Consider the following 23,653-nt stretch of genomic DNA (forward strand, 5'->3'; position numbering starts at 1 on the left):
TCGGAATTCAAGCGAAGCTTGAATTCCGGGTGAGGGGGAGCCTCCGCGAGTGCAACTCGCACCGTATCCGTGGAAGCAGCCCCTCACCCTACCCTCTCCCCGTAAGAACGGGGAGAGGGAGGAGAGAGCGCGCCCGCTTAGTTCTGCTCCCTCACCGAGCGTACGATCCGGATCGGAATCCCCTTCGACGACGGGGTGAAGCTCATGGGATCATGCGCATAGAGCGGCACCAGCGGATTGGTCTCGGGATAATAGGCGGCGCAGCAGCCGTTCGGGAAGGAATAGCCGACCACGCGGAAATTGTGCACGCTGCGCTCCATTCCGTCGGTCGAGAGCGTGACGAGATCGACCCGGTCGCCGTCGGCAAGGCCGCGCTTCTTCATTTCCGCCTCGTTCAGGAACACCACGTCGCGCTGACCGTACACGCCGCGATAGCGGTCCGACATCGAATAGAGCGTCGTGTTGTACTGATCATGGCTGCGGATGGTGCTCAGCCAGAGCATCTCCGGATCGCTTTCACAGCTATCTTCGCCCAATCCTTCGAACAGCAGGAAATTGGCTTTTCCCGACGGCGTCATCCAGATGCGCTCGCGCGCCGTCGAGGTGAGATGGAAGCCGCCGGGCACGCGGATGCGGGCGTTGTAGCCTTGGAAGATCGGGAACACGTCCTCGATCGCATCGCGAATGCGGTCGTAGTCGGCGACCAAGGCCTCCCAATCCACCACGCTGCGGTTGCCGAGGGTGGCGCGTGCGATTCCGGCGATGATCGCCGGCTCGCTCAGGAGATGCTCGGAGGCTGGCTTGTTGCGGCCGCCGGAGGCATGAACCATCGACATCGAATCCTCGACCGTGATCGATTGCGGTCCGGTCGCCTGGATATCGATCTCGGTGCGCCCGAGGCACGGCAGGATCAGCGCATCGCGCCCATGGATCAGATGACTGCGGTTGAGCTTGGTCGAGACATGAACCGTGAGATCCAGATTGCGCAACGCGGCCTGCGTCTGCTGCCAGTCCGGTATCGCCGCGGCGAAATTGCCGCCCATGGCGACGAACACCTTCACCTCGCCGCGCAGCATCGCCTCGAGCGCCGTCACCACGTTGTGGCCGTGCGCGGCTGGCGGCTTGAAGCCGAAGCGATGCTCCAGCCGATCGAGGAATTCCTTGGTCGGCACTTCGGTGATGCCGACGGTGCGATCGCCCTGCACATTCGAGTGGCCGCGCACCGGACAGAGGCCGGCGCCCTCGCGTCCGATGTGGCCGCGCAGGAGCGCGAGATTGGCAAGCTGCTGCACATTGCAGGCGCCGCGCTTGTGCTGGGTGATGCCCATGCCATAGACGATAATCGCGCGCTCGGCCTTCATATAGACGTGCGCGGCATGCTCGAGATCCTCGCGCGAGAGACCGGACTGCCGCTCGATATCAGGCCATTGCGCCGCCTTCAGATCCGCGATGAACGCCTCGATGCCGGCGGTATGGCCACGGATGAAATCCCAATCGAGGATCTCGGGCTTGTCGCTTGCGCGCGCAGCCTCATCTTCCTCGACCATCACCTTCATGATGCCCTTGAGCGCGGCAATGTCGCCGCCGACGCGTACCTGGTAGAGCGGCGAGCTGATCTTGGTGGCCGAGAAGGTCGCCATCTCGATCGGATTCTGCGGATATTGAAAGCGCTCCAGCGCCCGCTCGCGGAACGGATTGAAGGAAATGATCGCTGCACCCCGGCGCGATGCCTTCCACAGGCTCGTCATCATGCGCGGGCTGTTGGTGCCGGGGTTCTGGCCGAAGATGAAGATGCAATCTGCCTTGTCGAAGTCGTCGAGCAGCACGGTGCCCTTGCCCACCCCGAGCGACTGCGGCAGGCCGACGCTGGTCGCCTCATGGCACATGTTCGAACAATCAGGAAAATTGTTGGTGCCGTATTCGCGGGCGAAAAGCTGATAGAGGAACGCGGCTTCGTTCGACGTGCGACCCGAGGTGTAGAACTCCGCCATATTAGGGTCGGGCAGTGCGTTGAGGTGGCGGCCGATGATCGCGAACGCATCGTCCCAGCTTACCGGACGGTAATGATCGGACGTCCTGTCATAGACCATCGGATGGGTGAGCCGACCGACCATTTCGAGATCGTAATCGCTCCAGCCGGACAACTCGGTGACGGAGTGCTCGGCGAAGAACTCCGGCGTGCAGCGCTTCGCCGTCGCTTCCCACGCAACTGCCTTGGCGCCGTTCTCGCAGAACTCGAACGACGACGTATGCTTCGGATCAGGCCAGGCGCAGCCCGGACAGTCGAATCCTTCGGGCTGGTTCATCCGGCTCAGCGTCGTCGCGCCCTTGATCGGAACGCGCTGCTCGATCAGATGCTCGCTCAACGCCTTGAGCGCTCCCCATCCGCCGGCCGGCTGATGATAGGGACGGATGGATTTGCGAACGGTCATCGGCAAAGGCCTTTTTTAGAATGCCAGGGTCGGTTGAGTAAAGGAGAGCTGTCCAACCGATGTCTTTCCAAAACGAGGCGGGATTTGCACAATCGCACCGCTCGCCGCGTGAGAAGCTTGCACGTCGTGCTCACGCAACTGCGCGTCATCTGTCATCGCGGCAGTGCGTTCCAGAAAAAGCGTGTCATTACGGAAGCAAAACCAACGGCGCCTGCCTAGGTCTTGATGAACGGGCCGCTGATGAGCGGATCTGTACCGGTTCGACCATCTCTTTCTGGAGTATCAGCTCATGTTCTCGCGACGAGATCTTCTGGCAGCGTCGGCTGTCGGAGCCGCAATGACCGCATCCGCGCATGCTGCAAGCTTCGGTAATCCGGACGAGCCGCCTCAGGGCGCCATCAACGCCAAGTCGCCTGGAAGTCTGACCGATCCCGGTCCGCAGAATCCAGCCATTGCAAAACAGTTTCCATCCGCATTCACTCCGCCCGCGACCGACGTTGGCGGCCTGCCCACGACCTGGGCGTCCTTCAACAATGCACCGAGACGCATTCAGAACGGCGGCTGGGCGCGGCAGGTCACGGTCGACGATTTCGCGATCTCGAAGGAAATATCCGGCGTGAACATGCGCCTCGCCGCCGGCGGCATTCGCGAGCTGCATTGGCATCAGGCCGCCGAGTGGGCCATTATGACCTATGGCACCTGCCGCGTGACTGTTCTCGATGCCGAGGGGCGTCCTTATGTCGGCGACCTCAAGGCGGGCGACCTCTGGTATTTTCCGGCCGGCACGCCACACTCCCTGCAGGGCCTCGGACCCGACGGCTGCGAGTTCGTGATCTGCTTCGATGACGGCCACGCCGACGAGTTCAATACGCTGCTGCTGTCGGATTGGATGGCCCACACGCCGCCCGAAGTGCTCGCCAAGAACTTCGGAGTTCCGGTCGAAAGCTTCGCGAACATTCCGCTGCACAACCTCTGGATATTCCAGGGCACCGTGCCAGGCGACCTCGCCGCCGACCGCGCCGCGATGAGCAGGAGCGCAGAGATGCCGCCGCATCCCTTCATCTTCTCGCTCGAAGGCTCGCGCCCGCTCAAGCAGTCCGAGGCCGGCACCATTCACGTTGCCGACAGCACCAACTTCAATGTCGCAACGACCGTGGCCTCGGCGCTGGTCACCCTCAAGCCGGGCGCGGTCCGCGAGATGCACTGGCATCCGAACGCCGACGAGTGGCAATACTACATCAAGGGCAAGGCCCGGATGACGGTGTTCAACACCGGCCCCAATGCGCTGACAATGGACTTCAACGCGGGCGACATCGGTTACGTCAAGAAGAACTACGGGCACTATGTCGAGAACGTCGGTGATACCGACCTGCAATTCGTCGGCGTGTTCCGCGCCCCTCGCTACGAGGAAGTCTCGCTGACGAACTGGCTCACGCATACGCCGCCCAAGCTGGTAGCGCAGCATCTCAACATCGACGAAGCGATGATTGCCAAGTGGCCCGACAACAGTCCGGGTATCATGCCGAAGGCATGAACCTGGGTATCATGCCGAAGGCATGAACCTGGGTATCTTGCCGAAGGCATGATCGCAGTCGGGTGGACTCATTGCGCCCGTCCGACATCCTCATGGAGCGGCAGGGTGAACTGGAAGGTCGCGCCCGGCCCGGCATTGCGGGATGCAGACAGCTTTCCGCCATGGGCCTCGACGATCGAGCGGCAGATCGATAATCCCAAGCCAAGGCCGGCCGACTTGGTGGTGAAGAACGCATTGAACAGCCGCTCGGCGTTCTCGTCGGAAAAGCCGACGCCGCAGTCCGCCATGATCAGGATGGCCTGATCGGCATCGAAACTGCGCTGCGATCGGATCAGCAATTCGCGCGGCCGATCCGTAACCGGCTGCATCGCCTCGATGCCATTCATCACCAGGTTCATGACGACCTGCTGCAATTGAACCCGGTCGGCGCGGACAATCAGCGGATCGGTCGCAAGCTCCGTACGCAGCGTGATCTGCTTGCTCGTGAGCTCGCGCCGCATCAGCACGCGGGCCTCGTTGACGACCTCGTTGATGTCAAGAAGCGCCCGCTCCGTATCGGTCTTGCGTGCCAGCGCCCTAACGCGCCCGATCACGTCGGCCGCGCGGCTGACATCCTTGACGATCCATTCCACCGAGCGCCGCGCATGCTCCATGCCTGCCGCGCCGCGGTCGAGCCAGCGCAGGCAGGCTTCGCCGTTCGACATGATCGCGGCCAGCGGCTGGTTCACCTCGTGGGCGATGGAGGACGTCAACTCGCCGAGCGTGATCACGCGCGTGGCGTGCGCGAGGTCCGCCTGCGCGTCGTTGAGCGCGGCCTCGGCCTGCTTAGCGGGAGTGACGTCGGTCACCGCACCGATGTACTCGATGCCATCAGGACCGTCCTTCACGGCATGGGCCAAAGTGCGAATATGCTTTAGCGCGCCATTCGGCATCACCAGCCTGGCTTCGTGACCGAAATCCACGCCATTCTGCGAAGCCTCCTCGAGCAACTGCTGCACGAAATCCCGATCTTCGGGATGCATACGCCGCAGAACGAACTCCAGTGTCGGCGTTGTGGCCGGATCGCATTCGAAGATCCGAAACGTCTCCTCCGACCAGCTGATCTCGCCGGTCGCCACCTTCCAGCCAAAGCTGCCGGTGCGGCTCAGCCGCTGCGCTTCGGCCAGGTACATTTCGCTCCGCAGCAGCCGGGCCTCGGTCCGCTTCTGCGCTTCGAGCGCAGCCAACAGGTCGCGGCGAGAAAGCTCCAGCGATCTCGTCGCCTTTCGCTGTGCCGCAGCGATCCAGTTAACGAACAGCGCCGTGATCAAGAACAAACTCACGCGCGGGATCTGATGAACATCGATCTCGAACGAATTGATGGGAGAGGCCACGAAATACTCGAACGCCAAACCTGCAAGCGCAGTCGACACCAAGCCGGGGCCGAGGCCACCAAACCAGGCCGCAAACATGATCGCGCAAAGAAATAGCGAGACGTACGGTTCGATGTTCAGGTACTCGACCGCGGCCTTGGAGGCGAGTAGAGCTGCAGCGACCGACAAGATCGCAACCGCATAACGGGAGAACGTCGCCCAGGGCGTCTGATCGAAATCGGTCAGTCCCAAGCGCCAATCTGAAGATGGCCGCGGGGCATCGACGGACAAAGCGGGCGCACCTGTTTCGCTGCTACGCTGGCCCGGATACATGCCAAATGCTCCTTGTGCCGCCCGATCATGAAATCCCTGCTTACGGTCGCGCAAGAGCTCTTCCAACTCAAGACTCGTTCTTCCAACTCAAGAGCCGTTGAATTTCCGTGTGGCAGGAGTGGACGAGCCGTGAACGGCGGCCGCGATGCGGTTTTGGTGATCGTCGGGACCCGTCCCGTCTGGACCGACCGGGTCGGAAAAACCCGCCTGCCGAAGAATTCAGATCTTGACAGTCGGACCTTGCCCATCACGCCCCTGCAGGGCCTGTTCAAGGTTTTGAATGAGATTGTCGGTCTCGAACGGCTTGGTCAAGAGACAGACTGCACCGGCGCTTGCGGCGTGGGCGGACACGGCCGCCTCGGGAAAAGCCGTGATAAAGATGAAAGGTATCTCGTTGCCGCGGGCGCGCAGGCGAAGCAGGAGCTCGACGCCGTTAGTGCCGGGCATATTGACGTCGGCGATCACGCAGGAGGTCTGGTCGAGCACGCCGGACTGCAGAAATTCGTCAGCCGACCCAAACGTGAGAACGCCATAACCAAAAGACCTCAGCAGATTGTCGGTCGCGGTACGGACGGACGCATCGTCGTCGATGATGGAGATCATCGGTGTTGTCGGCAAGATCGCTGTCCTTTTGGGGAAACGGGGAATAAGGATCCGCTAGCGCGCGATGACTTTTCCTCGAATCGTCAGCCCGCCTAGATTCTTGTCCGGCACACGATCTGCCGCGCAAACGTTCCCCATTTGTCGCGCGGAAAAGCCGGCACCGCTTCCCCGGATCGCACGCTCGTAACGTTAAAATGCGCTCTATCAAGGTACCGGGGAATCATACTTAGGTTTCTCGCCCACAGCTATCGGCGGCGAATTCCGATCATTTCGGCCATCCTGACCAGATCGGCGAGCGATTTTGCGCCCATCTTCTTCATGACGCGCCCGCGATGGATTTTGACGGTGATCTCGGCAACCCCGATCTGCGCCGCAATCTGCTTGTTCATGAGACCCGCAGCCACCAAAGCCAGTACTTCGCGTTCACGGTCGGTCAGGGTCTCGAAATGTTCTCGCAAGCCCGTAACGGCTTTCTCAGCCTCGCGCCTTTCGCGATCGCGCTTGATCGCGGTCATCACGGAATCGAGCATATCCTGATCGCGGAACGGCTTGGTCAGGAAGTCGATCGCCCCGCCCTTCATGGCGCGGACGCTCATCGGAATGTCGCCGTGACCGGTCATGAAGATGATGGGAATGTGGACGTCGGCCCTGGCCAATTCGAGCTGGAGGTCGAGCCCACTCAACCCGGGCAGCCGGATGTCCAGCACCAGGCAACTCGCGACATCAGGCAACTTGCTGTGCAGCAATTCCGCGGCGGAGCCGAACTCCTGCACCTCCAGGCCCACCGATTGGAACAGGTTGGCAAGCGCCCGTCGTACGCTCTCGTCATCGTCGACGACGAAGACAACTGACTCCTGGCCCGTCGTCAGGTCGTGAGGCGACGCAAACGGATTCATGCGCCATCTCCGCATGCAATGGCCGAATGAGAACTCCAGCGGACGGCAGCAGACGGATGTTTCGGATTCAAAACTGATTTTCCGGGTATCCCTGACCTCTGACGTTAGAACACATCAGCGGAACCTCCGCAATTCTACGGGGGTGCCGGGAACAGGACGCAACCATGCTCCCGCGGCGCTGCTGCTATGCCTGCGACAAAATAGCCAACCGGGATCGAAGGCCTAGCGGCCGACTTCCACACTGGCAGTGGTGCCGGCAACGAGGCGCACCCCGTCAGGCACATGATCGATGTGAATATGCACCGGGATCCGCTGCGCCAGCCGCACCCAGGTGAAGATCGGATTGACCGACGCGAGCCCGCCCTGCCCCGGCTGCGCGTTGGTGACAGTGATGCCGCGCGAGACCCCGCCGACATGGCCACGGATGAGCTGGCTGTAGCCCATCAAGCGGACTGTCGCCGGATCATTGTCGCGAATCCTTCCAAGGCTCGTCTCCTCAAAATAGCCGTCGACCCAGAAGGAATCGGCGTCGACCAGCGAGACCAGGTTTTGGCCGATATTGGCGTAGTCGCCGCGCTGGGCCAGCAGATTCGTCACATAGCCATTGACGGGCGAGCGAACGGTGACACGGCTGAGATTGAGCTCCGCCTTGGAGACCATGGCCTGACCCGCGGCGACAGCGGCTTGCAGTTGATGCAGCGAGCTTGCCGATTGCTGAAAGACGTCCGTCGACACCCAGCCTTCTCCGCGCAGCTTCGCCTGCCGTCCTTCGTTGGCGCGCGCGTAGTCGAGCGCGGCCTGGTCGCGCGCAACCTGGGCGCGGGCAGCGTCCAACGCGATCTGGTAGTCGTTCGGTTCGATCTCGAACAGCACGTCGCCCTTGCGCACCATCTGGTTGTCGGCGACCGGCAGGTTGACGATCCGCCCGGCAATCTCCGGCGCGACGGTCACGACATAGGCCCGCACCATGCCGTCGCGCGTCCACGGCCGCCCCATATAGACGTCCCACGCGAACCATCCCAACAACGCCGCCACCACGACAGCGCCCAGCGTGAGCAGTGCCGGGATCACGGAACTGAGCGATATCCTGCGGCTCGCCCCGCCTGCCGAAGAGCGCAGCAGAGCTTTCCCATCGCCCGCCAATCGCGTCTGAACTTCAGACATCGCTATACCTCAGCTACCACCAAAACCACGCATGAAAGCAGAATGATATAAATCGCGAGCACGAACAGCGCCGGATGCCAGACATGGCGCAGCAAGCCGAAGCCCGCCACCATCCGTCGCAACACGACCAGGATAAGCCAGGCCGCCACCATCAGCAACGAAAGCGGGGCGACGTAGACGCCAAACAGGTTGACTTCCGAAAAGCTCATGGCGGCGATGTTTCGAAATAGGTCTTATGTTGTGCGAGCGTTTCCGATAGCACGAGGATGCTGCCGCGCGCCCGCTCCCTGACGGGCAATCCCGGCGTCGTGGGCGCGACCGCGGCAAGCTTCGCATCGAAGTCTCCGAGGCGCTCGATCGCAGCCGCGATATCGGCTTGCGCGACCGCATCCAGTGCAACGGAGAACTCCTGATCAAGGTCGAAGCGACCGGCGACGGGACGAAGCCGGATGATGGCATTGCCCACCACCAGGGCCGACAGGAGATCAGAACGTGCCGTCGGCTCGGTCTTTTCAGGGAGCGCCTGCAGGTAGTTGTAGATCCGTCCTTCCCACGCCTCCGATGTCAGTTGCAGCCGGTCGGTGGCAAGCCGCCGTAGTTCCCGCAATGTCCGCCGCAGCAGACGGCGGACACGGAGCTCCGCCGACAGCGGCGGCACCATGCGGAACGCAAGCGCGGCCGCGCCGAGTCCCACGAAGATCGCCAGCGCGACATTGTAAAAGGCGAGCGTATTGTAGGTCATCTGGTTCGCCGGCCCGAGCAGCGGAATGAAAGTCGCGACCAGCGCGATGAAGACCGGCGGCAGCCAGGGTTGGGTCATCAGCGCACCGGCCGGAATGAGAACAAGCCCGATCACAAGGCAGAGGCCGGCGAAGGATGTCATCTGCGGCAGAAGCGCGAAGTTGGCGATGGCCGCGAGCACGGTGGTGATGGCGGCGCCGACCATGAACTGCATGGTGATGCCATAGGCCTGATCGGGCCGCGCCGAGAACAGGGTGAGCGCGATCGCCGCAAAGGCGACGGCAAGCGCGCCATTCGGCCACGCCGTCACGACCCAGAACAATTCGACCGCGGCGATCGCGGTGAATGCCCGTGCCGCATTGAGAAGCGAAGGAGCATAGTCCGGAACCGGAAACCTTTCATGCCGCCGCGCCCGAACGGGCTGCGCGGGATCAGTCAGCACGAGCAAGCCGCCAAACGCCCCTCGAAGCGCAAGCAGCGACCGCGCCGCCTCATCGACGATCAGCTTGATCGACGGCGTCGCACATCGCATCGTCAGCAGTTCACGCACGGCTGCAGCACATGACCTGCGCAAACGCGCCGGATCGGTTTGTGCGATCATCGCAACGCCGGCGGATTGCGCCGTCAACTCCGTTGGAAAGCTGCGCGCGATCTGGCCGATTTCATGCCGCCCCTCTTCGCTTGGCAGCAGATCGAGATGGACGGCCACCCTTCGCCATGCGGACATTGCGCGGAGAAGACCAGTCGATGCCGACTCTAATTCCAGCATGTGATAGCGAACGTCATAGGACTCGCCGCCTGCCTCATCCATGAGGGGATCGAGAGCACCGATCCGCTGCGCCAGACCGAAGCCGATCCGGCGGGATCCCTCTCGCCTTTCCGACAACGTCGCGACGAGCTGAGCCAGGATTTCCGTCGCCAGCGCAGCCATCTCCTTCGCCAGCCGCCTTGGCGCATCGCCGAAATCCGTCATCGCCATCACCAGGCCCGAACACACGATGCCGACGCAGATCTCGCTGGCGCGGTTCACCGCAAGCGTGAAGACCTCGCCATTGGCGCCACCGGTGGCGCCAAGCAGGTCGCTTGCGACGATTGCAGCGGTAAAGCCCGCGAGCGCTGCCGAATAGGACGCAAAATTGCGCAGCAGCGTCGCCACGAAAGCGCAGCCCGCGCTCCAAAGCGCCAGTCCAAGCAGGAATCCGACCCGCTGTTGGGGAAAGAGTGCTGCCAGCACCACGATCGCCACAGCGCCGATCGTCGTCCCGATCAGGCGAAACCAGCCCTTGCGCAGCGCAGCGCCGAGGTGCGGCTGGCTGGCGATCGCGGCCGATGCACCGGCCCAGGACGGAATCTCGAGCTGAAGCCAGAAGCTGAGATAGAGGGCGAGGCAAACGCTTGCCCACAAGCGCAACCCAAACATCAGCGCCGACGCCGGAACGCGCAGCCGGTCGGCAAGCCGTCTTGCTTCGGGAAGCCGGCCCGCAGTCCAATCAAGCAGAAGCGACGCCGCCCTGGTCATCTGCCTCACCTATGCACATCGGGCAGACTGCGCGCTGATCTCAATCGAGCTCATGCCGCATCAGTAATGATCGGTCATGGGACCGACCTTACCACGGAACACGCGGTAGCCGATCACGATGTAGAGCAGCATGAGCGGGAACACGAACAAGCCCTCGCCCCAGAACATGAAGGCGAGGCTGGAATGCGGCGCGGCCGCCTCCTCTATGGTGATGACAGAGGGGATCATATAGGGCCAGAACGACAGCGCCAGTGTCCCGAAGGCGGTAACGAAGATCGTCGCCACCATGTGGAACGGCCAGTAATCGTTATGGCGCAGGATGCTGGTGGCAAGCACCAGCGCCGCAGTGGCACCGATCGCCGGGAACGCGAACAGATATGGCCTGTCGGTCCACCGCTGCAGGATCGGAAGATTCTCGATGAGCGCATGGGCGAAGACGACGATCAGGAACACCAGCACGGCGATCGCAAGGACCGGGATCTGGCGGCGCGCGGTGGCGCGAACCGCCCCCTCGCTCTTCCGCACCAGCCAGCAGGCGCCGAGCAGCGCGTATCCGAGGCAAAGGCCGATACCGCACAATACGGCAAAGCCGGTCAGCCAGCCGAGCGCGCCGCCGGAATATTCGCCATTGGTGAACTCAAGTCCCTCGACCAGCGCGCCGACCATCGCGCCCTGCATGAAGCTCGCAACAAGCGAGCCACCGGAGAAGGCGACATCCCAGACCCAGCGCGAGGCCAGCGCCTTGTTGCGGAACTCGAATGCCACGCCGCGCAGGATCAATCCCAGCAGCATGACGATGACGGGGATATAGAAGGCCGACAACAGGATCGCGTAGGCAGCGGAAAACGCACCCCACAGGATCACGCCAGCCACGACCAGCCAGGTCTCGTTGCCATCCCAGACCGGCGCGACCGTGTGCAGCATTTCGGCCCGATCCTTCTCGTTCTTGGCCAGGCCGAACAGCATGCCGACGCCGAGGTCAAACCCGTCGAGCAGGAGATAGATCAGGATACTGATTGCGAGCAGCGCTACCCAGAACATCACCATGTCTATTCTCCTGCACTGATGTAGCTGCGTGCGCCGACCGGGGGCTGATCGGCCATCGACATGGGCCGGTTCGGTGCCGCTTCGCGCGGCTCCGTGGTCGGAATTCCGGCCGGGCCGGCGCGCAGCAGGCGATAGATGTAGTAGGTGCCAAACGAAAAGATGAAGGCGTAGACCAGGACGAACAGGATCAGCGTGGTCAAGGCGGCGGACGCGGTGAGGAACGGCGTCATCGCATCAGCCGTGCGCAGCACGCCATAGACGGCCCAGGGCTGACGGCCGACTTCCGCGGTGTACCAGCCGGTGAGGATCGCGATCCACGGCAGCGGAAAGCTGAGAAAGATCCCCCAGAGCAGCATGCGGTTCCGCTCGAGCCGATGCTTGAGGCTGAGATAGGTCCCGAGCCAGGCCAGCCCCAGCATCACGAGACCGCAGCCGACCATGATGCGGAAGGTGAAGAACGGGATGATCACCGGCGGCCGGTCCTGCGGCGGGAATGTCGTCAGACCGACTTCCTTTGAGGTCAAGCTCATGCTGCCGATGATGCTGCCGAGCACGGGAATGCTGATCGCGTATTTGTTGGACTCCGTGCTCGAATCGGGGACCGCGATCAGCACTTCGGAGGCGGGCTGCTCGTCGTGCCAACGGGCCTCGATCGCGGCGAATTTGGCCGGCTGATAATCATGGACATAGTCGCCGACGAGATGTCCGATGAAGAGCTGGATCGGAAGCAGCACCGCCGCAAGCGAAAGGCCCATGCGCAGCATCACCCGCGCCTCTACGTAATAGGTCCGTCGCAGCAGGTACCACGCGCCGGTCGCCGCCACGCAGAACGCACCGGTCAGGTAAGAGGCGATCAGCATGTGCGGAAAGCGCACCCAGACCACGCGATTGAAGAGGATCGCCACCCAGTCGTCAGGCGCGAACTGTCCCTTCTCCAGGACATAGCCGACCGGCGCCTGCATCCAGCTGTTGTTGACCATGATCCAAAACGCCGAAAGCGTCGTTCCCAGCGCCACCATGGCAGTGGAGAACAGATAGAACCATGGCGGCACGCGGTTGCGGCCGAAGATCAGGATGCCGAAGAAGCTCGCCTCCAGCATGAAGGCGGTGAACGTCTCGTACGACAATAGCGGCCCCTGGATCGGTCCCGACATCTTGGCCAGCACGCTCCAGTTGGTGCCGAACTGGAATCCCATGACCACGCCCGACACCACGCCCATGCCGAAGGCAACGCCGAAGATCTTGAGCCAGAACTCGAACAGTGTCCGGTACACCGGCTTGCCGGTACGCATGTGCATCGCTTCGAGCACGGTCAGCCACGCGGCCAGGCCGATCGTGAACGAGGGGAAGATGATGTGAAAGGAGATGGTGAAGGCAAACTGCAATCGTGACAAGAGAAGTGCTGTGGCATCCATCGGAAGTCTCCTGCCTTCTCAAGCCCGTTGCGCTGCCGACGTCGGCGTGGCGGCCGGCGGTGGAATGTTGTCGACCTTCAGAATTTTGGCGGTGGTCGCACGGATGCGCCGGCAGAAATCCGCATCATCGATCAGCGATATGCCGTAGGACGGGATGATTTCTTTCAGCTTGGGCAGCCAGGCATTCGCCGTGAGCTGGCCGGCAAAGCACTTCTCCAGCACGCTGATGGCGATGAAGGCCGCGGTCGAGGCGCCCGGCGACGCGCCAAGCAGCGCGACCAGCGAATGATCAGCCGCGCCGACCAGTTCAGTGCCGAATTCGAGCAGTCCGCCGCGCTTGACGTCCGGTTTGATGATCTGGACGCGCTGGCCTGCGACCTGCAGCCGCCAGTCCTTGGGATCAGCGTTCGGATAATACTGGTCGAGCGTCGCCAGCCGATGGCTCTCGGACTGCAGCACCTGCCCGATCAGATATTCGGTCAGGTCGAAATTGTCGCGCGCCACCGCAAGTAGCGGTTCGACGTTGGCGGGCCGGATCGACTCGAATAAATCGAGCCGCGAGCCGTGCTTGAGGAACTTGCTGGAGAAGCCGGCATAAGGCCCGAACAACAGCGAGTGCTGCCCGCCGATGACGCGGGTGTCGAGATGCGGCACCGACATCGGCGGCGAGCCGACCGCAGCCTTGCCATAGACCTTGGCGTGGTGACGCTTATTGACCGCGGCATCGTCGCAGCGCAGCCAGATGCCCGAGACGGGGAAGCCGCCATAGCCGTTCCCTTCCGGAATGCCGGATTTCTGCAACAGCGGCAGCGCGCCGCCGCCGGCGCCGATGAACACGAACTTTGCCTTGACCGACCGTTTCTCACCAGTGTCGGTATCGCGGACCTCGATCCGCCAACGACTGTCCTGATCGCGAACGAGATCGGTGACGGCGCTCTTGTAGTGGACAGCGCAGCCGGGCTGGCTGACGAGATGATGAACCAGATGATGGGTCAGCGCGCCGTAGTCGACATCTGTGCCGGTGATGATGCGCGTTGCGGCGACCGGATCGTTGCCGCGGCCTTCCATCACCAGCGGCACCCAGTCGGCGATCTGCTTCGGATCCTCGGTATACTCCATGCCCTCATAGCAATGATGGGCCGACATCGCCTTGAAGCGCTTGCTGAGGAACTCGACATTGTCGGCGCCGGACACGAAGCTCATATGCGGCACCGGGTGAATGAAGGTGCGCGGATCCGAGATCGCGCCCTTGCCGACAAGAAAGGACCAGAACTGCCGCGACAGATCGAATTCGACATTGACCTGCAGCGCTTTGGAAATGTCGACGCTGCCGTCGGGCCGCTCCGGCGTGTAGTTCATCTCGCAGTTGGCGGCGTGCCCAGTGCCGGCATTGTTCCAGGCATCCGAGCTTTCCAGCCCGCAATCCTCCAAGACCTCGAACATCGAGATGGTGAGTTGCGGCTCCAGTTCCTTGAGGAAAACGCCTACCGTAGCGCTCATGATGCCTGCGCCGATGAGGACGACGTCCGGCTCGCCAGTGGGGATGCTCTGCATGGATGTCTCCTTCCGGGTTGATATCGCTGTCCTGAACGACTCACGCCGAGGCGGGCTGCTGCTCCTTGGAGCGGAACGGCACATGCGCACCGGGCCGCAGCACCACATAGGCCCGGCGCCAGGATGAATTGTCGGTCAGTTTCCAGCTATGTCCGGAGCCGGCAGTGTCTTCCGCCAGCAGGATGTCGCCGGGATGCAGCAGGAAGTGCTCGCCGTCGCGGGTCTGGAAATCCAGTGTCCCGGAGAGCGTGATCACCAATTGGCGGATCGGCGCGGTGTGCCAGGCGAACGCGCCGCCCGATGCCGTCTCCTGGAAGGAGATGGTGACGGCGTCGGCCTTGCTGCTGAGCCAATCGCCGCGCTGGCCCGGCTCGAGCTCGATGAGCCCATCCTCGAAATGCGAATTGTTGTCCTCACCGGTCCATAACCTGACGCATCTGATCATGCTGCGCTCCTTCAGCTCGTCGGTGTGCCGGCTTTGACCGGCGCGTTGCCTTGGGCCACATAGGGCTTGACCATCTTGGCGGGATCGACGACGCGGTCGAATTCCGGCTCGCTGACGAAGCCGAGCTTCAGCGCTGCCGCCTTCAGCGTGAGATCGTTGTCCATCGCGTAGTGCGCGATCGCCGACGCCTTGTCGTAGCCGATCACAGGCGCGAGCGCGGTGACCAGCATCAGCGAGCGCTCGACATATTCCTTGATCTTTTTCTCGTTGGGCTTGGTGCCCTCGACCAGGAACTTGCGGAAGTTCGTGCAGCCGTCGGTCAGGATCGTGATCGACTGGGCGATGTTGTGGATCATCAGCGGCTTGTAGACGTTCATCTCCAGATAGCCGCTGGCGCCGCCGAAGCCGACCGCGACATCGTTCGCCATCACCTGCACCGCGATCATCGTCAGCGCTTCGGCCTGGGTCGGGTTGACCTTGCCCGGCATGATCGAGGAGCCTGGTTCATTCTCCGGGATCATCAGTTCGGCAAAGCCGGCGCGCGGGCCGCAGGACATCAGGCGGATGTCGTTGCCGATCTTGTAGAGCGAGACCGCAAGCGTGCGCAGCGTGCCGGAAAGCTGCACCAGCGCATCATGCGCGCCCTGCACGGTGAACTTGTTGGGCGCACTGACGAACGGCAACCCGCTCAGGCGCGCGATCTCGGCGGCGACAGCCTCGGCAAAGCCCGGCGCCGCATTGATGCCGGTGCCCACGGCGGTGCCGCCAAGCGCCAGCCGGAACACGCCCTTGAGCGCGTCCTCGATCCGCGCAAGGTCATCGGCGAGCATGCCGGCATAGCCCGACCATTCCTGGCCGAGCGTCAGCGGCGTCGCATCCTGCATGTGGGTGCGGCCGATCTTGACCACGTCGTCCCACTGTTTGGCTTTGGCATCGATCGCGTCGTGCAGGGCCTTCACCGCCGGAACAAGGCGTTGCGTCACGTTGACGGCGGCCGCGATATACATGGCGGAAGGAAAACTGTCGTTCGAGGATTGCGACATGTTGACGTGATCGTTCGGATGAACCGGATGCTTGCTGCCGAGCGGCGTGCCTGCGAGCTGGCAGCATCGGTTCGAGATCACCTCGTTGACGTTCATGTTGAATTGCGTGCCGCTGCCGGTCATCCAGACGTGCAGCGGAAACATGTCGTGATGCTGGCCCTGCAGGATCTCGTCGCAGACATGGACGATCAGCTTGTGCACCTTGGCATCCAGCCGCTTGCCCGCATGGTTGGCGTTCGCGGCCGCCTTCTTCAGGATCGCGTAGGAATGGATCATCTCGCGCGGCATCAGGTCCTTGCCGATGCTGAAGTGCTCGAGCGAACGCTGGGTCTGGGCGCCCCAGAGCTTATCGGCGGGGACTTCGACTTCACCAAGACTGTCGGTTTCCTTGCGGAAGTCACTCATGGTCGCCTCTCTTTACGCGCGGTTCGAAAAGCAAGCATCGGCGTTGCGGCAAGGCTACGTGCAGGGTCGCGTACAGGCTTCCTGAAACGAACGTCTTTTACGGAATTGCATGTCAGCACTGCGCTGCGACAATTTTCGCGAATTTCCGTCGTCACGAGCAAGAACGACGCGCCAGCGCGGAAGGCCGCGCACAAGCACATCAGTACAAACGGCTACGATTGCCGCTATCGCCGATAATGTTCACTTTGGCCGAGGCCGCGAAAGCACTCACGCCGTCGCAAAGCCATCGCCTGTCTCAACGGAACGGCGACGCATTCCCGGCGCGAAGACAACACGGTCGGGATGCGTGAACACTTCGTAGCCGTCTTCGCGCGCAATGGCGATCAAGGTGATCCCCGCTTCATCAGCGGTCTTGATCGCGAGCGTCGTCGGCGCGGAAACGGCGACGATGACGGGCGCGCCGATCATGGCGGTCTTCTGCACCATCTCGACCGAGATGCGGCTCGTGAGCAGAATGGCGCCGTTCGAGACCGACCTGTTGTGGCGGATCAGTGCGCCGGCGAGCTTGTCGAGCGCGTTGTGGCGGCCGACATCCTCGCGCACCGGGCCGACGCCGCCATCGGCCTGCCAGAAACCGGCCGCATGCACGGCGCGGGTTTTCTGGTTGAGGTCCTGCAGCGAGGGAAGCGCACCCATGGCTTCCAGGAGATCGCGGGCATCGAACGTCGCGCCCTTCTTCACCCTGGGAACCGCGCGCCTCGCCTGCACCAGGCTTTCGATGCCGCAAAGACCGCAACCGACGGGGCCCACCGAGGCACGGCGCCGCGCGAACAAGGCCGCCGTCCGATTTTCTGCAAGCCAGATCCGGACCTCGATGCCGAGATCAGTCTCGATCAGATCGAGACTCCTGATCTCCTCAGCGCGGGCAACGATGCCCTCCGTCACGGCGAAGCCGACGCCGAAATCCTTCAGATCAGCAGGCGTCGCCATCATCACGGCATAGGTCGATCCGTCGAAGGTCAGCGCGATGGCGGTCTCTTCCGCCACCGCTCGTGACGAAGAGCTCGCGCGGCCGCCCCGCCAGTTCAGGCCGGTTCGTTCGATGAAAGCACCATCGGCGGCCATGATCACCTCAGCTCGGGTTCGGCGTCGAATGCGCGGCGGGCTACACGGCTCAGGTCAGGAGTTCCTGTTCCGCGTCGCCTCGTAGAGGAACCAGGTCCGGCGCTCGGTCTCGTCGATCCAGTTTTCCAGCAGGCTCGCGGTGGCGACGTCGCCATATTCGTCACAGACATTGTGCACCTGGCGCATCTCCCGCGTGAGCTGCTGGTTGTCGCTGCCCAGTTCGGCGAGCATGTCCTGCGGATCGACATAATCGGCGTCGTTGTCGAGGATGCGCTGCTGACGCGAGATCTGACCGATCGAGCGGATCGTGGTGCCGCCGATCTTGCGCGCGCGTTCGGCGATCGGGTCGGTCATCGCGAAGATCTGGTCAGATTGCTCGTCGAGCAGAAGATGGTAATCGCGGAAGTGCCTGCCCGACATATGCCAGTGGAAGTTCTTGGTCTTGACATAGAGCGCAAAAACGTCGGCCAGCAGGGCGCTGAGCGCGGCGGAGATATCGCGTGTCGCCTCGGCTTTGAGATCGGTCGGGCTTTGCAATTCGGGGCGCGTGGACTTGAGCATTCGTGCCATCCTTGTTTCTTGGTCGGCGGCCGCAGCATTTCCGGGCCGTCCTCGACGGTTGCGATACCGTGCATCTCAGAGCGTATCTTTCCAGAGCCTGCGGACTCTTTCGGATTCGCACGGATTTCGGGACATTCTTCCGAATTGGCTGCGAAACCCGCGCAGAACGGGGCGGGTCAGACTTTGCGAAAGCTTGCGCGGTACTGGCTCGGCGTGATCCCGAGGCGCTTGACGAACACGACGCGCATATGCTCGGCGCTGCCAAAGCCGCTTTCATGCGCGACCACTTTCAGCGCAAGGTCGGAGCCTTCGAGGCGGTTGCGCGCGGCATCGACGCGCGCGCTTTCGACGAATTCGGCCGGCGTCACATTGGTCTCGCGCTTGAACGCGCGCGCAAAACTGCGTGCGCTCATTCCGGCGACCTGCGCCAGCACCTCAACACCGTTCCGCTCACGCAAATGCGCCATCACATGAGTATGGACGCGCGCGATCGGCGAATCCTTCTCGGCCGGCGGCACGAGATAGGGACTGAACTGGGATTGCCCGCCCTGCCGCTGCGCCACCACGACGAGCCGCTTGGCGACCGCGAGAGCGACTTCCGGCCCGTGATCATCCTGCACGATCGCGAGCGCGAGATCGATTCCTGCCGTGACGCCGGCCGAGGTGAGCAGCGGCCCGTCGCGGAGATAGATGCGGTCGAACTCGACCTTCGCCTTCGGGAACTGGCGGGCAAGACTAGGCGCATTCTGCCAATGCGTCGTCACCGTCTTGCCGTCGATCAGGCCGGCATGGCCGAGCGCGAACGCACCGGTGCAGATCGAGCCATATTGCTGACAGCGCGAGGCGCTCTCGCCCAGCCAGTCGACAAGCCGCGGATCCGGCGGCGTGGTCGGAAGCGCCGGTCCGCCGGCGACCAGCGCGAGATCGAACGCCTGCTCCGCATCGGCAAATGTCATCTCCGGCGTGATCGACATCCCGTTCGACGCGCGGTACGGCTGCCGTTCGGCACCGATCAGCGTGAGGACGTAGCCGCGATCCGTTCCGACGAACGCGTTAGTCTCGGCGAACACGTCAAGCGGGCCAGCGACATCGAGCGCCTGCACTTCCGGAAAGATCGCCAGCGCGACCGCCTTCATCGACCAACAATCCAGTTGCTGCGCGTGGATGCGCGCCATGACTATGCATGGAATCCTGCCAGCCGGCCATGCATTTCAGCCAGCGGCTTCTTGCACGAACGCCATCGGCAGAAAAGCATGGTGTTTTGACGGTTTCGCAGGGATCGGCGGCGTTGTTCGCGCCAACGTAAAGCGTCAATTGTGAGGTGAGCTATTCACAAGACCATAAGGACATCAGATCATGACCAGGATCATTGCCGGTATCACCGTTCCCGACAGCAAGCTGGCGCGCGAGATCGACGAACTGGTTCGCGACACCGAATCCGAACTGCTCTACCACCATTCCAATCGCGTCTTCCTGTTCGGAGCGCTGGCCGGGCAGCGCCGCGGGCTGAAGGTCGATCATGAACTGCTCTATGTCGGTGCGATGTTCCACGACATGGGCTTGCAGGCACCCTATGCCAGCACAAGCGAGCGTTTCGAGGTCGACGGCGCCAATGCCGCCGCAAGCTTCCTCCGCGCCCATCGCATCAATGAGCGCGACGTCGAGGACGTCTGGGACGCGATCGCGCTGCACACCACGCCAGGCATCCCGCAGCACAAGCGGCCGGTGGTGGCGCTGGTGACGGCCGGCGTCGAGATGGATGTGCTGGGCCTGGAATTCGACTCCTTCACCGCCGCACAGCGCCATGAGGTCTGCGCCCACCATCCGCGCGGCCACGACTTCAAGAACGGCATCATCGATGCGTTTGCGGCCGGCACGATCAAGAAGCCGCAGACGACTTTCGGCAACGTCAAGGCGGACGTGCTGGCGCTGCGCGACCCGACCTACCACCGGATCAATTTCTGCGAGGTCATCCTCAACTCGAAATGGTCGGAATAACGAAAGCATCTCCTCGATGCGAACCGATTGAACCGAGAAGGATTGACAGCTCACGACCTATGCGGATTCGGCCTAAACCTCCGATCTGGCGGCTGGTTGCCTAACCCTGCGGTGCCCGGCATGCTAGGCCTCCTCGATCCCTCCCTGCGAAGGCCTGAACACCGCAATGTCCGACCAGTTCTCCAACACCCAGCAGATCCGCAAACCGGCCGTCACCTCCAAGGGCGGCATCGTTGCCGCGCAATCGCGAAGAGCCGCCGAGGTCGGTGCGGCCGTGCTTGCAGCGGGTGGCGATTGCGTCGATGCCGTGGTCGCGACCACCTTTGCGCTCGGCGTGGTGGAGCCGTGGATGAGCGGGATCGGCGGTGGCGGCGCCATGGTGCTCTACCGCGCCCGCGAAAACCGCTATGAGGTGATCGACTACGGCATGCGGGCTCCGAACAGCCTTCGCATCGAGGACTATCCGCTGACCGGCGACGGCACCGCTTCCGACCTGTTTCCCTGGGCGCGGGTGAAGGACGACCGCAACCTGCATGGCCCCGGCTCGGTCGCGGTGCCCGGCGTGGTGGCAGGCATGGAGGAGGCGCATCGCCGCCATGCCAAATTGCCGTGGAAGGACTTGCTCAAACCGAGCGTCGATCTCGCCAGCGAAGGCCTGCTGGTCGACTGGTGGACCACGCTGATGATCGCAAGCTCAGCCGCCGACCTCCGCCGCTATCCGGCGAGTGCGACCGCCTATCTGCAGGACGGCCTGCCGCCGAACGCGCAATGGGGCATCAAGTCGGTAGTGCGGCTATCGCAGGACCGGCTGAAGGCAACCATGGCGCAGCTCGCGGCCGAAGGACCGCGCGACTTCTATGAGGGCGGCCTGGCGCGCAGCATCGCCGCCGACATCCGGGAGAGCGGCGGCGCGCTATCGGTCGAGGATCTGGCTGCGTTCCGCGCCCATGTGCGCGAGCCGCTGCGCATCCCCTATCGCGGCGGCTACGTCTATGCGACGCCCGAACTGACCGCAGGGCCGACGCTCGCGCATACGCTGCGCCTGCTGCAGCAGAGCGTCCAACCCTCGCCCTCCCCGGAGGCCGCCGCCTACACGGCTTACGCACAGGCGCTGCAGACCGCCTATCGCGAACGCCTGCAAGGCATGGGCGATGCCGATGGCCGCCGCTCGCTCGGCGCGGAAGCGGTCGCGCCCGCCTGCACCACGCATTTCTCCGTCGTCGACCGCGATGGCAACATGGCGGCGGTGACGCAAACGCTGCTGTCGACCTTCGGCTCCAAATTCGTGACGCCACAGACCGGCATCACCATGAACAACGGCATCATGTGGTTCGATCCGACGCCGGGCACGCCGAATTCGCTGGCGCCGGGCAAGCGCTGCCTGACCAACTATACGCCGGTCGTGGCGCAGGCTGCTGACGGCCGGCGCCTCGCCGTCGGCGCCTCAGGTGGCCGGCGGATTCTTCCAGCGGTGACGCAGCTTCTCTCCTTCGTGATGGATTACGGCATGGACCTTGATGCCGCGATCCACCAGCCCAGGATCGATGCCAGCGAAGGCGCGATCGTGATCGGCGATGCGCGGCTGCCGCCAGCGGCGCGCGAGGCGCTGCGCGCACGGTTCGACTATGAAGAAGCGCGGATGCAGACGATGCCGCTGAAATTCGCCTGCCCCAGCGTCGTGCTGCGCGACGGCGCCAGCAACAGCGGCGCCGCGGAGCCGTTCCACGTCTGGAGCGAAGCGGTGGCGGAAGGTTGATGTCTCTCTCTTCACCTCTCCCATCGGGAGAGGTCGGCGCGCAGCGCCGGGTGAGGGGTTACGGTTTCTCATGGGCACTCGAGCCCCTCACCCGATTCGCATCTTGCGATGCGATCCGACCTCTCCCCGATGGGGAGAGGTTTTGCACCTCCCGCATAGCACCAACTCGATCTCATCTCATCGGCTCAATTCAAGCCGATATCGCCGCCGACAGTACCGCTTCGAGTTCCTGCCTGACATCGTCGAGCGGTTGCGCGTTGCGGGCGGCGCGGCACAGCGCGAGCGCGCCCTCGATCGAGGCGACGACCAGCGCGGCCAGCCGCCGCGCGCGGGCCGGCGTCACGCCGTCGCGGCGCAGCGCGGCGATCATGATCTGCTGCCAGTCCGCGAACACGCCATCGGCGAGATCGAGCAAGTGGCGCTGCGCGGCTTCGTCCGGCGCTCCCGCATTGTCCATGGCGTCGGAGACATATCGCTCGACCGCCACGGCGAGCACCGGGCAACCGGCCTGAAACCTGCTGCGCTCGAGAATTTTTCGCCACAATGCGATGAAGGCGCGCAAGCCATCGATCGTGCCGCGCTCGCGCGTGAACTGCTCCAGCGGCTTGCTCACCTGTGCGCCGGCATAGACGATCGCATCTTCGATCAATTGCTGCTTGCCGCGTGGAAAATGATGGCTGATCGAGCCGCGCGGCGTGCCGGTATGGCGGACCACCTCGCGCATGCTGGTGGCGTTGACGCCACGGCGGCTCAAGAGGTCGGCCGCTCCCGCCACCATCTTTGCTCTCGTACTGGAAATCATCCTTGCCTCGTGGATTCGTCGATCCAGACTAGACTATGACACTTGACATAGCCAGCCCGATATGCGGCTATGTCAAATGTCATAGCTGGCCGGGCGAGAGTGGCGCGATGACGAATGCTGACAACGAAAGGGAGGAACTATGACCACGCCAGGCAGCATCCGGACTGAAGCACACGACCACATCTTCAAGATCGTCATCGACAACCCGGCCAAGAAGAATGCCTTCTCGCCGGCGATGATGGAGCAGCTCTCCGACGCGCTGACCGAGCTGCACAACAACGATACCTATTGGGTCGGCGTCATCTGCGCCGAAGGCAAGGATTTCACCGCCGGTCTCGACATGCCGAAATTCTTCGGTCCCACCGCCGAGAAACGCAACATCAAGGAGGGCAATGTCGATGCGTTCGGCCTTTCCAAGCGCTGCAGGAAACCGATCGTCACGGCCGTGCAGGGCATCGTGTTCACGATCGGCATCGAGCTGATGCTGGCCGGCGACATCGTCGTTGCCGCCGATGACAGCCGGTTCTGCCAGATGGAGGCCAAGCGCGGTATCGCGCCCCTCGGCGGCGCGCATTTCCGCTTCCTGTCGCGCACCGGATGGGGCAATGCGATGTATCACCTGTTCCTGTGCGACGAATTCACGGCGCAGCGCGCCCGCGAGATCGGCCTGGTCCAGGAAGTGGTGCCAGCGGGCCAGCAGATCGCCCGCGCGATGGAGCTTGCCGCCGCGATCGCGCGCAACGCGCCGCTCGGCATCCAGGCAACCAAGGAAGCAGCCGTAAAATATATCGAGGGCGGCGAGGCCGCCGCGATCGCCTTTATTCCGTCGATCCGCGAACGCGTCCTGAACAGCGCCGACGCCCGCGAAGGCATTCAGTCCTTCATCGAACGGCGGGCTGCGGTGTTCCAGGGACGCTGACGCGGCTGA

General features: G+C 63.1%; 20 protein-coding genes. 4 read left to right on the forward strand and 16 right to left on the reverse strand.

Annotated features, from left to right (window positions below; all coding sequences use genetic code 11):
• Positions 1-137: 137 nt before the first annotated feature.
• On the reverse strand, positions 138-2,432 hold the full coding sequence (locus tag AC5ZG5_RS22215) for an FdhF/YdeP family oxidoreductase (protein ID WP_456642729.1): 2,295 nt from the start codon (positions 2,430-2,432) through the stop codon (positions 138-140).
• 289 nt (positions 2,433-2,721) lie between these two features.
• Between AC5ZG5_RS22215 and AC5ZG5_RS22220 the strand changes: the two genes are divergently transcribed.
• Positions 2,722-3,966: an oxalate decarboxylase family bicupin gene (locus AC5ZG5_RS22220; RefSeq protein WP_456642730.1), complete on the forward strand. Its 1,245-nt coding sequence runs from the start codon at positions 2,722-2,724 to the stop codon at positions 3,964-3,966.
• Positions 3,967-4,034: 68 nt separating this feature from the next.
• Here AC5ZG5_RS22220 and AC5ZG5_RS22225 read toward each other — a convergent pair whose 3' ends face one another.
• The 14 genes from AC5ZG5_RS22225 to AC5ZG5_RS22290 form a co-directional block, all read right to left on the reverse strand.
• The gene (locus AC5ZG5_RS22225; protein WP_456642731.1) at positions 4,035-5,570 is read right to left on the reverse strand and encodes an ATP-binding protein; all 1,536 of its coding nucleotides are present in this window, start codon (positions 5,568-5,570) and stop codon (positions 4,035-4,037) included.
• Positions 5,571-5,870: 300 nt separating this feature from the next.
• Positions 5,871-6,269, reverse strand: coding sequence for a response regulator transcription factor (locus tag AC5ZG5_RS22230; RefSeq protein ID WP_130227863.1), 399 nt, complete (start codon positions 6,267-6,269; stop codon positions 5,871-5,873).
• 230 nt (positions 6,270-6,499) lie between these two features.
• Positions 6,500-7,150, reverse strand: coding sequence for a response regulator transcription factor (locus AC5ZG5_RS22235; protein WP_028162152.1), 651 nt, complete (start codon positions 7,148-7,150; stop codon positions 6,500-6,502).
• 222 nt (positions 7,151-7,372) lie between these two features.
• Positions 7,373-8,314 carry an efflux RND transporter periplasmic adaptor subunit gene (locus AC5ZG5_RS22240; RefSeq protein WP_130227862.1) on the reverse strand — a complete coding sequence of 314 codons (942 nt, stop codon included), beginning with the start codon at positions 8,312-8,314 and terminating at the stop codon, positions 7,373-7,375.
• Positions 8,315-8,316: 2 nt separating this feature from the next.
• Positions 8,317-8,523 carry a DUF1656 domain-containing protein gene (locus AC5ZG5_RS22245; RefSeq protein ID WP_028162150.1) on the reverse strand — a complete coding sequence of 69 codons (207 nt, stop codon included), beginning with the start codon at positions 8,521-8,523 and terminating at the stop codon, positions 8,317-8,319.
• Entirely contained in the window at positions 8,520-10,574 is a 2,055-nt protein-coding gene (locus tag AC5ZG5_RS22250) for an FUSC family protein (protein ID WP_456642732.1), read from the reverse strand. The genes AC5ZG5_RS22245 and AC5ZG5_RS22250 overlap by 4 nt, the downstream gene beginning before the upstream one ends.
• Positions 10,575-10,634: 60 nt before the next feature.
• Positions 10,635-11,621: a cytochrome d ubiquinol oxidase subunit II gene (cydB, locus tag AC5ZG5_RS22255; protein ID WP_456642733.1), complete on the reverse strand. Its 987-nt coding sequence runs from the start codon at positions 11,619-11,621 to the stop codon at positions 10,635-10,637.
• Positions 11,622-11,623: 2 nt separating this feature from the next.
• On the reverse strand, positions 11,624-13,036 hold the full coding sequence (locus AC5ZG5_RS22260; RefSeq protein WP_456642734.1) for a cytochrome ubiquinol oxidase subunit I: 1,413 nt from the start codon (positions 13,034-13,036) through the stop codon (positions 11,624-11,626).
• 18 nt (positions 13,037-13,054) lie between these two features.
• Complete coding sequence (mqo, locus tag AC5ZG5_RS22265; protein WP_456642735.1) at positions 13,055-14,590, reverse strand: malate dehydrogenase (quinone); 1,536 nt, start codon at positions 14,588-14,590, stop codon at positions 13,055-13,057.
• A 40-nt stretch (positions 14,591-14,630) separates the two neighbouring features.
• Entirely contained in the window at positions 14,631-15,035 is a 405-nt protein-coding gene (locus AC5ZG5_RS22270) for a cupin domain-containing protein (RefSeq protein WP_456642736.1), read from the reverse strand.
• Between the two features lie 11 nt (positions 15,036-15,046).
• Positions 15,047-16,483, reverse strand: coding sequence for a class II fumarate hydratase (gene fumC, locus AC5ZG5_RS22275; protein ID WP_456642737.1), 1,437 nt, complete (start codon positions 16,481-16,483; stop codon positions 15,047-15,049).
• Between the two features lie 267 nt (positions 16,484-16,750).
• Complete coding sequence (gene fdhD / locus AC5ZG5_RS22280; protein ID WP_456642738.1) at positions 16,751-17,608, reverse strand: formate dehydrogenase accessory sulfurtransferase FdhD; 858 nt, start codon at positions 17,606-17,608, stop codon at positions 16,751-16,753.
• A 54-nt stretch (positions 17,609-17,662) separates the two neighbouring features.
• Positions 17,663-18,169: a Dps family protein gene (locus tag AC5ZG5_RS22285; RefSeq protein ID WP_456642739.1), complete on the reverse strand. Its 507-nt coding sequence runs from the start codon at positions 18,167-18,169 to the stop codon at positions 17,663-17,665.
• Positions 18,170-18,345: 176 nt separating this feature from the next.
• Positions 18,346-19,344 carry a GlxA family transcriptional regulator gene (locus AC5ZG5_RS22290; protein ID WP_456642740.1) on the reverse strand — a complete coding sequence of 333 codons (999 nt, stop codon included), beginning with the start codon at positions 19,342-19,344 and terminating at the stop codon, positions 18,346-18,348.
• A gap of 181 nt (positions 19,345-19,525) precedes the next feature.
• Between AC5ZG5_RS22290 and AC5ZG5_RS22295 the strand changes: the two genes are divergently transcribed.
• Both AC5ZG5_RS22295 and AC5ZG5_RS22300 read left to right on the forward strand, forming a co-directional pair.
• Positions 19,526-20,167, forward strand: coding sequence for an HD domain-containing protein (locus AC5ZG5_RS22295; RefSeq protein ID WP_456642741.1), 642 nt, complete (start codon positions 19,526-19,528; stop codon positions 20,165-20,167).
• Positions 20,168-20,333: 166 nt separating this feature from the next.
• Positions 20,334-21,923 carry a gamma-glutamyltransferase family protein gene (locus tag AC5ZG5_RS22300; protein WP_456642742.1) on the forward strand — a complete coding sequence of 530 codons (1,590 nt, stop codon included), beginning with the start codon at positions 20,334-20,336 and terminating at the stop codon, positions 21,921-21,923.
• A 190-nt stretch (positions 21,924-22,113) separates the two neighbouring features.
• On the opposite strand, the gene AC5ZG5_RS22305 is transcribed toward AC5ZG5_RS22300, so the two are convergent.
• On the reverse strand, positions 22,114-22,725 hold the full coding sequence (locus AC5ZG5_RS22305; protein WP_456642743.1) for a TetR/AcrR family transcriptional regulator: 612 nt from the start codon (positions 22,723-22,725) through the stop codon (positions 22,114-22,116).
• Between the two features lie 139 nt (positions 22,726-22,864).
• Between AC5ZG5_RS22305 and AC5ZG5_RS22310 the strand changes: the two genes are divergently transcribed.
• Positions 22,865-23,644, forward strand: a complete 780-nt coding sequence (locus tag AC5ZG5_RS22310) for a crotonase/enoyl-CoA hydratase family protein (protein ID WP_456642744.1) — start codon at positions 22,865-22,867, stop codon at positions 23,642-23,644.
• Positions 23,645-23,653: the final 9 nt, after the last annotated feature.

This window comes from Bradyrhizobium sp. Ses1 (assembly GCF_059512365.1).